The organism is Leptolyngbya sp. FACHB-36, from assembly GCF_014695955.1.
Lineage (GTDB): Bacteria > Cyanobacteriota > Cyanobacteriia > Leptolyngbyales > Leptolyngbyaceae > FACHB-36.
The window spans coordinates 1-3,612 of record NZ_JACJPG010000608.1; the positions used below are offsets into that span (position 1 = coordinate 1).

The 3,612-nt window shown below is 55.6% G+C and carries 5 protein-coding genes and 1 pseudogene; 2 read left to right on the plus strand and 4 right to left on the minus strand.

Annotated features, from left to right (window positions below; genetic code table 11):
* A partial coding sequence (locus H6F43_RS22400) for a glycine betaine ABC transporter substrate-binding protein (protein WP_277879968.1) occupies positions 1-227 on the minus strand: 227 nt, incomplete at its 3' end.
* Positions 228-298: 71 nt separating this feature from the next.
* On the minus strand, positions 299-736 hold the full coding sequence (locus H6F43_RS18220; RefSeq protein ID WP_190344132.1) for a hypothetical protein: 438 nt from the start codon (positions 734-736) through the stop codon (positions 299-301).
* A gap of 188 nt (positions 737-924) precedes the next feature.
* Here H6F43_RS18220 and H6F43_RS18225 point away from each other — a divergent pair, with 188 nt between their 5' ends.
* Together H6F43_RS18225 and H6F43_RS18230 are read left to right on the plus strand one after the other, a co-directional pair.
* Positions 925-2,709 (plus strand): S8 family peptidase, encoded by a 1,785-nt coding sequence (locus H6F43_RS18225; RefSeq protein WP_190344133.1) that lies wholly within the window; start codon positions 925-927, stop codon positions 2,707-2,709.
* The gene (locus tag H6F43_RS18230) at positions 2,706-2,930 is read left to right on the plus strand and encodes a hypothetical protein (RefSeq protein WP_190344134.1); all 225 of its coding nucleotides are present in this window, start codon (positions 2,706-2,708) and stop codon (positions 2,928-2,930) included. Before H6F43_RS18225 ends, H6F43_RS18230 begins: the two co-directional genes overlap by 4 nt.
* A gap of 54 nt (positions 2,931-2,984) precedes the next feature.
* On the opposite strand, the gene H6F43_RS18235 is transcribed toward H6F43_RS18230, so the two are convergent.
* Both H6F43_RS18235 and H6F43_RS18240 read right to left on the minus strand, forming a co-directional pair.
* The gene (locus H6F43_RS18235; RefSeq protein ID WP_190344135.1) at positions 2,985-3,302 is read right to left on the minus strand and encodes a thioredoxin family protein; all 318 of its coding nucleotides are present in this window, start codon (positions 3,300-3,302) and stop codon (positions 2,985-2,987) included.
* Positions 3,303-3,309: 7 nt separating this feature from the next.
* A pseudogene (locus H6F43_RS18240) lies at positions 3,310-3,612 on the minus strand (hypothetical protein); the annotation flags it as partial.

Consider the following 3,612-nt stretch of genomic DNA (forward strand, 5'->3'; position numbering starts at 1 on the left):
ATCGCCTGATGGCAGACGAACGAGCCGCCCAATCGCGGACGGCGATCGACCTTTAACCCGGTTGATTCAATTTGCTGCGCCAGTAATTCACCTAAAATGTCCTGCTCTGTGAAATCCTTGGACGCCACGATAATATCGCCACCGCCAGAGATGCCAGAATGCGAGCAGCTCGCGATCGTCAGGACCAGAACAAGCGGCAGTAAAAACCAGGCAAGAAAAGATTTCATAGCCACAAACTGAATACTGAAGAAACTCTGTTAGTGTCTGGGGTCCAAGCGGCGATCGCGTTCCTGATCCACTACCTTGCGTCGTCCTGCTGGCTCGTCTGTCTCTGTTGCATAAACGTTTGCAAGAACTGACCCCATTTAGCCGCCAGCGTTGGATCAGTAAACGGCACCCGAACGGGTTCCTGTCCTCCCCGAAGAAACTCCAGCGCCGATCGTCCCTTCGTCGGTGAACTCTCCATTTCAACCGCTTGGTCGTTCACCAGTAATCGAATCGACTGCACGGTTTCTAGCGAGAACGTTTCTAAGTTCACCGGACCTTTGCGCGTTGGTTTGCCCCAGGTGAGGTCATTGCCTTTTTGCCCCAGCACCGCGTAGATATCGTATTTAGCGCGGTCGAACCCTTCTGCCCAGCCTTTGTACGCCTCAAGCTTCTGGTATTCGTTCCAGCCCGCCCACGTTAGCCAAAAAAACAGCGCCAGCAGAGGCAACCAGAGAAGACCGCGTTCCATAAGAGAGTAGGGAGGTTGAGAGGTAGGACGACTACGTTATCCTTACTCACTGTACTGATCCACCACGCGATTCGCTACTCTTCCCCACGGTCCATTGCTACCTTCATCAACCGCAACATTTCCATTTTCTCATTTCGTCCTAGCCTGAGCTATGGTGGTAAACATCCTGACTGCGGGTAGATGCGAGTATGAAACGACTGTTGCTGCTGGGGTTGTTCCTCGTAGGGTTCTGGTGGGCAATCTCCAACTACACTGGACTTGCGACTCAGGGAACCTACAAGTCGATCGTTCTGGACTTCCGCGAAGACGTTGGTGCAGCGCAGATCGAACAGCAGGTGCAGACGATCGCCAAGCAGTTTAAGGTGACCCCCCGCTACAACAGCGAATTCTCGTTTGCCGATCATGTGTTTGTGGTTCAGGGCGATCGCAAACTGCTGGAGTCGCTGAAGCGGTCCGATGTCCGCAAGTACACAGAATTTATCGAGCCTGACTATATCTACAGCGCCTTCTTCGCGCCGAATGACCCCGACTATAGCAAGCAGTGGAACCTCCGCAGCATCAACGTCGAATCGGCATGGGAGGACACAAAAGGCAGCGGCGTCACGGTTGCCGTTATTGACACGGGCATTAGTCAAGTTCCTGATCTGAAAGACACGCAGTTCGTTAAGGGCTACGATTTTGTCAACGATCGCGAGGACGCCACCGACGACAACGGGCACGGAACCCACGTTGCTGGAACCGTCGCGCAATCGACCAACAACAGCTTTGGCGTCGCTGGAATTGCTTACGAAGCGAGTTTGATGCCGCTGAAGGTGCTGAGTGCAGGCGGCGGTGGCACCGTTGCTGACATCGCAGAGGCCATTCGCTTTGCCGCAGACAACAATGCTCAGGTGATCAACATGAGTCTGGGCGGCGGTGGCGAAAGTCAACTGATGAAAGAGGCGATCGACTACGCCCACAGCAAAGGCGTCGTGGTCATTGCAGCGGCAGGCAACACCAACGATAACTCTGCATCGTATCCAGCACGCTACGCGCACGTGATTGGCGTATCGGCATTGGGTCCGTCAGGCAGCAAGGCGTCTTACTCCAACTTTGGAGCCGGAGTCGATATTTCTGCTCCCGGTGGAGAAACGGGCGGCACCGATCCAGCTGGGGGCGTGCTGCAAAACACGATCGACCCTGAAACGGGTGAGTCAATTTTTGAGGCGTATCAGGGAACGAGTATGGCAGCGCCCCACGTGGCAGGCGTTGCGGCACTGGTCCGCGCCGCAGGCATCGAGAGTCCTGACGAGATCGAGGACGTGCTGAAGCAGTCGGCGCTGCAAGTTAAGGACGACAGCCTCAACCACTACGGCGCAGGCAAGCTAGACGCAGCCGCAGCCGTCAAGCTGGCGGTGCGGGGGCAAATCACGTTCCGCGACTTCTTCCGCTGGCTGCGCGATAACGGCTACCTCAACCCGCGCTTCTGGCTGGATGGCGGTGTAATCGCGCTGTGGCCCAAAGTGCTGATGGTGCTGGGATCTTACCTACTGGCGTGGTTCTTGCGAAACTACTTTCCCTTTGCTTGGAGCGGCTCGCTATCGTTGGGCTTAGTGATGGGCAGTTCGGGGCTGTTTTTCCTGCGGGGGCTATATCTGTTCGATGCGCCTCAGTGGCCCTTCCGCTTGATGGGTAGCTCGATTCCCGAACTGGGTACAGCCGTCCAGGGAACCACTGCGCTGAATCCACTGTTTGCCAGCGTGCTGATTCCGCTGGGGTTGCTGCTGCTGCTGTTGGGACACGCTCAGTGGAAGTGGTTTGCCGTAGGGACGACCCTGGGTGTATCCGCCTGTTTGGTCGTCAGTGCAGTAGCGTCGCCAGATGTTTTGTGGCTGGGAAATGACACGATCGCCCGTGCCTTTCTGATGGCGAATGCGGTACTGTGTTTCTTACTGGCACGGCTTGCTGTAAAACCAGAGGGGCGATCGATATGAGCATTCAGGTAGAAGGAACGATCGAGCGTAAAGGCTTCGGTCCCGGAACGTGGGCACTTGTGAGCAAGGACGGCACTACTTACGAGCTGCACAAAGCGCCCAAAGAGCTACACAGTGCCGGACTCAGCGTAAAAGTAGACGGAAAAGTCCGCGACGACGTGATGACGATCGCCATGATTGGTCCCGTGCTGGAAGTGACGCACTTTGAAGTGCTGAAGTGAGCTCGGGCGCGGTTTCTGTAAGAAGCCTGTTTTGCAGAATCGCGCCCCGTTCTACTACGCTTCAACTGATGCCAAAACGTCCTGCAGGCGCTGACGAAACTCACCCTTTGGGTGCCCGCCTTTGACCTCACCGACAATCTTGAAATCACCCTCTGGCGCGTCGCAAACAATGTAGGTGGGCCAGCCCATGCCTTCTTTGTCGGGATACTGCGCCAGCAAGATTTTCCGGTACTTGCGATAGGTCGCCGTATCCTGCATTTTGACACTGACGAACTGAAGCCCTAGCTCTTCACTGACTTTTTGGTCATAGAACGACATTTTGTGGCAGATGCCGCAGTCTTCTGAAGAGAATTTGATCACGGTTCGGTCCATAAAACACTTATCTCCAACGATCGTCCACTGCCGCGCAAGCCCCTTGGTTACAGACCTGCCAGACATACCCTAGCAAATTCAGCGCGGCGAGCAATCTGGCTCCGCGCTCCCACACTTCTGGCGGGTCGTGCTGCTTGAGCGAGGTCAGGGTGACGATGCTGGAAACCGCCAGCCAGCCTAGCCCAGCCAGCAATAAACCGTAGGGCGTTTTTCGTATTCTAGGTCGAAATTGCCACCCAAAGGCAAAGACAACCACCGCTGCCGTCGCATAAAGCAGCCAAATCCAGGAGTTCGGCAGTTGGACAGCGAT